Origin of the sequence: Streptomyces sp. SID5785 (assembly GCF_009870065.1) — a bacterium.
Taxonomy (GTDB): domain Bacteria; phylum Actinomycetota; class Actinomycetes; order Streptomycetales; family Streptomycetaceae; genus Streptomyces.
Map to the genome: position 1 here is coordinate 1 of NZ_WWIA01000436.1, position 5,987 is coordinate 5,987.

The following is a 5,987-nucleotide window of genomic DNA, read 5'->3' on the forward strand; positions in this document are numbered from 1 at the left end:
CGTGCCACCGTCCGTGGTGCCGCCGTCGGTCGTACCGCCGTCGTCGGTGCCACCGTCGGTACCGCCGTCGGTGGTGCCACCGTCGACGCAGACGTCGGCCGGGCAGTCGTCGTCGTCACCGTTCAGGCCGGCGTGCACGCCGAGGCCGTTCTCGTCGGCGCTCACGCCGGCGTTGAGGCCGAGGATGTTCACGTCCAGGTCGGCTGCCGAGGCGGCGCCCGCGGCGGTCAGCGAGGCACCGGCGGCGATCACCGCACCGGCGGCTATCCGTGCCACACGGATCCGCGTCTTCTTGGTCATCTGTCTGCTACCCCCAGTAGCCAATCGTCAGTGGAGCAGCGCCAGAGACGCGTGCTCGGTCCAGGGGCAGCAGTGGCCTTCGTGCGACCCGCCCCCGTTCACACGCGTCCCACTGATACGCATGCCGCTCGCAACCCTTCCCAGTTTTGCCAGAAGCGTCAAGGCGGTTTGGCTCCACGATGACCGTTATCTGCCGTTTCGCCGGGGGAACGGACATGTGAAAGTGCCGTAAATGACAACTGCCGCCCGGGAGGCGGCAGTTGTCTTGTCGACAAAGAGCGCGCGTGAGCGCGAAACGGCGGTTACTTCTCCTGCTGCTTGCGCCAGCGGATACCGGCCTCGAGGAAACCGTCGATCTCGCCGTCGAGCACGGACTGCGGGTTGCCCACCTCGAACTCGGTGCGCAGGTCCTTGACCATCTGGTACGGGTGCAGGACGTAGGACCGCATCTGGTTGCCCCAGGAGCTGCCGCTGTCCTTGAGGGCGTCCATCTTGGCCCGCTCCTCCTGGCGCTGGCGCTCGAGGAGCTTGGCCTGCAGCACGTTCATCGCGGTCGCCTTGTTCTGGATCTGCGAGCGCTCGTTCTGACAGGAGACGACGATGCCGGTGGGGAGGTGGGTCAGGCGGACCGCGGAGTCCGTCGTGTTCACGCCCTGGCCGCCGGGGCCCGAGGAGCGGTAGACGTCGACGCGCAGCTCGGACTCGTCGATGTCGATGTGGTCGGTCTGCTCGACGACGGGCAGCACCTCGACGCCGGCGAACGACGTCTGGCGGCGGCCCTGGTTGTCGAACGGCGAGATGCGCACCAGGCGGTGCGTGCCCTGCTCGACGGAGAGCGTGCCGTAGGCGTACGGGACCTGGACGGAGAAGGAGGTCGACTTGATGCCGGCCTCTTCCGCGTACGACGTCTCGTAGACCTCGGTCTTGTAGCCGTGGCGCTCGGCCCAGCGCAGGTACATGCGCTGCAGCTGCTCCGCGAAGTCCGCGGCGTCGACGCCGCCGGCCTCCGCGCGGATGTTGACGATCGCCTCGCGGGCGTCGTACTCGCCGGACAGGAGGGTACGGACCTCCATCTCGTCCAGGGCCTTCTTGACCGAGGTCAGCTCGGTCTCGGCCTCGGCGCGGGTGTCCGGGTCGTCCTCCTCCTCGGCCATCTCGAAGAGGACGGAGAGGTCGTCGATCCGACCGCGCAGCGCCTCCGCCTTGCGCACCTCGGCCTGGAGGTGGCTCAGCTTGCTGGTGATCTTCTGCGCCTCTTCCGGGTCGTCCCACAGGGACGGCGCGGCCGCCTGCTCCTCGAGCACGGCGATATCTGCCCTCAGCTTGTCGAGGTCCAGGACGGCCTCGATCGACTCCATGGTCGAGGAGAGGGACTTCAGCTCTTCGGAAACATCGACGACTGCCACAGGACCAGCCTAACGGCTGGTGCAAGTGATCCGTTCCCGGAGGCTCACGGGTGGGCCGGGGCCGAATTGTTGTTGTCCGCGGGCGGGCCGTCGTCCGAGCCGGAGGAACCGGCGGCCCATATGCCGCCCCCGACGGCGAGCACCAGCACCGCACCGGCCACCCCGAGGGTGATGCGGCGGCGCCGGGCCGAGGCGCGGTTGCGCGCGGAGCCGGGGCGGGGTGCGCCGGGGGTGCGGGGGGCGCGGGCGGTGCCGCGGGCGCCTCCCGCCAGCTCGTCCGGGGCCGGGACCCGCATCGACGTGTGGGTGTCCCGGTTGGAGTCCGCGGAGGCGGGGCCGGGGACCAGCGGGACGGCGCCGCGGCGCGGCGCGGGCTCCTGCTCGGGCTCGGCGGCGGCCTCCGGCTCGTCGGGCGCCGGGTCGGCGTCGGGCTCGTCCACGTCGAGCGGGGCCATGCCGGCGAGCAGCGGCTGGAGCTCGCGCAGCCGGGCGGCCATCTCCGTGGCGCGCAGCCGGGAGGCCGGTGCCTTGGCGAGGCACTGGACGAGGAGCTGCCAGAGCTCGTCGGGGATGCCGGGCAGCGGCACGACGGTCTCGGTGACGTGGCGGCGCAGGATCGCGCCGGGGTGCCCGCCGCCGAAGGGGGTGAAGCCGGCGAGCAGCTCGTAGAGGACGGTGGCGAGGGCGTAGATGTCGACGGCGGCGCGCGGCGGGAGGCCCTCGATGATCTCGGGGGCGAGGTAGTCGGGGGTGCCGACGACCTTGCTGGCGCGGGTGCGGCGCGGGGTGTCGATCAGCTTGGCGACGCCGAAGTCGGTGAGCAGGGCGGGGTGGGCGCCGCCGGGGCCGAGCGGTCCCTGCATGTCGAGCAGGATGTTCTCCGGCTTGACGTCGCGGTGGACGATCTGGGCGGCGTGCGCGGCGGCCAGGGCCTCGGCGACGTCGGCCGCGATGGCGACGGCGGCCTCGGGGGCGAGGCGGCGCTCGCGGTCCAGGCGGGTGCGCAGGTCGGTGCCGCGGACGAGGTCCATGACCAGCGCCAGGTCGTTCCCGTCCACCACGAGGTCGTGGACGCCGACCACGCGCGGGTGGTCGAGGCTCAGCAGGGCGGTGCGCTCCTGGACGAAGCGGCCGACCAGCTCCTGGTCGGAGGCGAGGTCCTCGCGCAGCATCTTGACGGCGACGGGTCCGTCGGGCCCCTCGCCGAGCCACACCGTGCCCGCGCTGCCGCGGCCCAGGATCTGGTGGGCGGTGTACCGGCTGCCGATCTTGCGTGCCAAGACTGCTCCTACAGACGCGTGTTGGCGCCCAAGCTACGCGGCTCGGACGCCAACCAACGCATCCGCGGGAGAAATCACCCGCTGGGTGTCGACAAATCTCCTACCTCACCGTTCCGGTGGGCCCGGTGGGCTCAGGCCCCGCCCGAGTCACCGCCGGAGCCGAGGTCGCCGATCCAGCCCGTCACGGTCGAGAACCAGTCGGAGAGCTGGTCCCAGTAGCCCTTGCCGGTGCCGATCCAGTCCTGCACCGGGGTGAACTCCCAGACCAGCCAGCTCACCACGAAGAGGATCACGACCATGAAGAGGCAGCCCTTGAGGCAGCCGAGGCCGGGGATCTTCATCGGGTTGGCGCTGCGGCGGCGCGGCTCGCGGGGCTCCCGCGCGGGCCGGGGCTGCTGGGGCGGCGCCTGCGGCGGCGCGTACTGCTGGCGCTGCGGGGCGTACTGCTGGGGCTGCTGCGGCTGCTGGCGGGGTGCGTACTGCTGCTGCGGCCTGCGCGGCTCCTGCTGCGGACGCGCGACCTGGCGCTGCGGGCGGCGGCGCAGCGGGTCCTGGTCCGGGTCGATGTACTGGACCTGCGTCTGCTCGTTGCGGTCGCGGGCGGCGCGCAGCTGGTTGCCCCACGCGTCGGGCATCTGCTGCTGGTGCGGCGGGTCCTGCGGGACGGGCGGCAGGACGGCCGTCGGGTCGGGGGCGCCGCCGCCGGACTGCTGCTGCATGACGCTCGTCGCCGCGTTCGGGTCGTACGCGCCCGCGTTCGCCGGGTCGGTCGCCGCCGCGTTGCTCGGCAGGACCTGGGTCGGGTCGGCGGCGCCCGGGACGTCCGGCACCTGGGCCGGCTGCGGGTCGGGGGCCAGGAGCGCGCCCACGCCCTCGGCGGCGGCGATCTGGGCGCTGTTCGCGTGCACGCCGATGCCCTCGGCGACGGTGCGCAGCCCGCGCGCGAGGTTCTCCGCGCTGGGCCGCTCGTCGGGGTTCTTGCGCAGGCAGCGCTCGATGACCGTCCACAGCGCGTCGGGGACCGTGGAGGGGCGGCGAGGCTCGGCGCTCAGGTGCTGGTGGAGCACCTCGAGGGCGCTGCCGCCGGAGAACGGCGGGCGGCCGGTCACCAGCTCGTAGAGCAGGATGCCCGCGCCGTAGACGTCGACGGCGCTGGTCTGCGGCCGACCCTCGGCGGACTCGGGGGCGACGTACGCGGGCGTGCCGACGAACTCGTGGGTGCGGGTCAGGCCCGGGGAGTCGGCGAGGCGGGCGATGCCGAAGTCGGTCAGCATCGGGTGCATCGCCGCACCGTCCTCCTGGTCCCACTTCAGGAGCACGTTGGCCGGCTTCAGGTCGCGGTGCACGACGCCGTCGGCGTGGCTCGCGGCGAGCGCGTCGGCGATCTGGGCGGTCAGCAGGGCGGCGGCGACCGGCGAGAACGGGCCGTTCTCGCGCAGGTAGCGATGCAGGTCCGGGCCGTCGACCAGGTCCATCACCAGGGCGAGCAGCTCGCCCTCGACGACGAGGTCACGGGTGCGGACGATGTTCGGGTGCGTGAGGCGGAGCAGGACGGAGCGCTCGCGCAGGAAGCGCATCACCACGTCCGCGTCGTTCGCCAGCTCCTCCTTGAGGACCTTGATGGCGACGGTCTCACCGGGCTGCCCGGCGACGGCCGCCTCGGCGCCCGCCGTCTCGCGCTGGCGGGCTCGCCAGACGGTGCCCGTGGCGCCGCGTCCGAGCGGCTCCTCGAGCAGGTACTTGCTGCCTACCGGCCGCACGTCATGCGCTCCCTGCATCGGTGTCTGTCAGTGACTTTCGGTGTCCGTCCGGTGCTTCTGCCCGGTCCCGGACGTTCCGACCCACTGTAGTGGCGCCGTACGGAGTACAGACTGTCGATCTTCTGTGCCCCCGGGCCGTTCCGGTCGTCGGCCTCGGCAAACCCGTGTTCGACGGGAAGACGCACGACCGGGCCCACCGGTTGCCGTCCAGGAACTTTTGCGGGCAGACGCGACCAATCAAGATCACTTACAGGTGGGCGGCGGGCGTGTTGTCGGTGGCAAGTGCGAGGATGCTCACAGCACTGGCTGACGTGCCCGTAGGGGTGGGGGATCTGCGGTGGGGGACCGCGGGCCGTCCCGTCCCGGGCGCCCGCGCAGAAGGGACCGCAGACGGCGATGCACATCCGGCTTTCCGTCGTAGACCCCCTGGGCTCCGGCCCGGACGCGGCCCCCGGCGGGGGCGGCGCGGCCCCCGGTGCCGACGTCCTCGTGACCGCCCCGGCGGGCACCGCGCTGGCCGCGGTCGCCTCCGGCCTGGTCGCGGCCGTCGCGGGCGGCGACGCCCCCTCCACCGTGCTGTACGCGGGCACCGAGCGGCTCGATCCGCAGCGCTGCCTGCTGGGCGAGCCGCCGCTGACCGACGGCGCCGTGCTCTCCCTGGGCGCGCCCACCGACCCCGGCCCCGAGCCCGACGCGGCGGACGCCCAGCTCCATGTCGTCGCGGGCCCCGACGCGGGCGGCGTCCATCTCCTGCACGGCGGCCAGATCCGCGTCGGCCGCTCCGCCGACGCGGACGTGCCGCTCGACGACCCGGACGTCTCCCGGCTGCACTGCGCCGTCACGCTCACCGCCGACGGCCGGGTGACGGTCGCCGACCTGGGCTCGACGAACGGCACGCGGGTCGACGGCCGCCCGGTCGGCGAGCGTCCCGTGCGGCTGGCCCCCGGCGCCCTGCTCCGGCTCGGCGAGTCCGCGCTGCGCGTCGCCGTCGCGGGCGACGCGGCCCGCCCCGCCCCGCTGCGCACGGTGCCCGACGGCGAGGGACACGTACGGGTGACACCGCGCGGCGGCCCCGCGGACGGTCCGGACGGCACCCCGCCCTCCCCCGCGCCCGGCCCCGGCACGGACCCCGACGCGTCGACGCAGCACGCGTACGGGGACGCGGCCTGGGGCGAGCCCGGCGTCCCCGGGCACGGCGAGGCCCGGCCCGTCGTCCCCGGCCAGGGCGGTGCCCCCGACGC

4 protein-coding genes and 1 pseudogene are annotated in these 5,987 nt (G+C 73.6%); 1 reads left to right on the plus strand and 4 read right to left on the minus strand.

The window, feature by feature from the left end; genetic code table 11:
* The 4 genes and pseudogenes from GTW43_RS14500 to GTW43_RS14515 all read right to left on the minus strand — a co-directional run.
* A pseudogene (locus GTW43_RS14500) lies at positions 1–300 on the minus strand (hypothetical protein); the annotation flags it as partial.
* A gap of 302 nt (positions 301–602) precedes the next feature.
* A complete protein-coding gene (prfB, locus tag GTW43_RS14505) occupies positions 603–1,706 on the minus strand; it encodes a peptide chain release factor 2 (protein ID WP_161302231.1) in 1,104 nt (367 codons plus the stop codon).
* A 44-nt stretch (positions 1,707–1,750) separates the two neighbouring features.
* The gene (locus tag GTW43_RS14510) at positions 1,751–2,986 is read right to left on the minus strand and encodes a serine/threonine-protein kinase (RefSeq protein ID WP_161302233.1); all 1,236 of its coding nucleotides are present in this window, start codon (positions 2,984–2,986) and stop codon (positions 1,751–1,753) included.
* 131 nt (positions 2,987–3,117) lie between these two features.
* Positions 3,118–4,746: a serine/threonine-protein kinase gene (locus GTW43_RS14515; protein WP_161302235.1), complete on the minus strand. Its 1,629-nt coding sequence runs from the start codon at positions 4,744–4,746 to the stop codon at positions 3,118–3,120.
* Between the two features lie 396 nt (positions 4,747–5,142).
* Between GTW43_RS14515 and GTW43_RS14520 the strand changes: the two genes are divergently transcribed.
* On the plus strand, positions 5,143–5,987 hold an 845-nt coding region (locus tag GTW43_RS14520), incomplete at its 3' end, for an FHA domain-containing protein (RefSeq protein ID WP_161302237.1).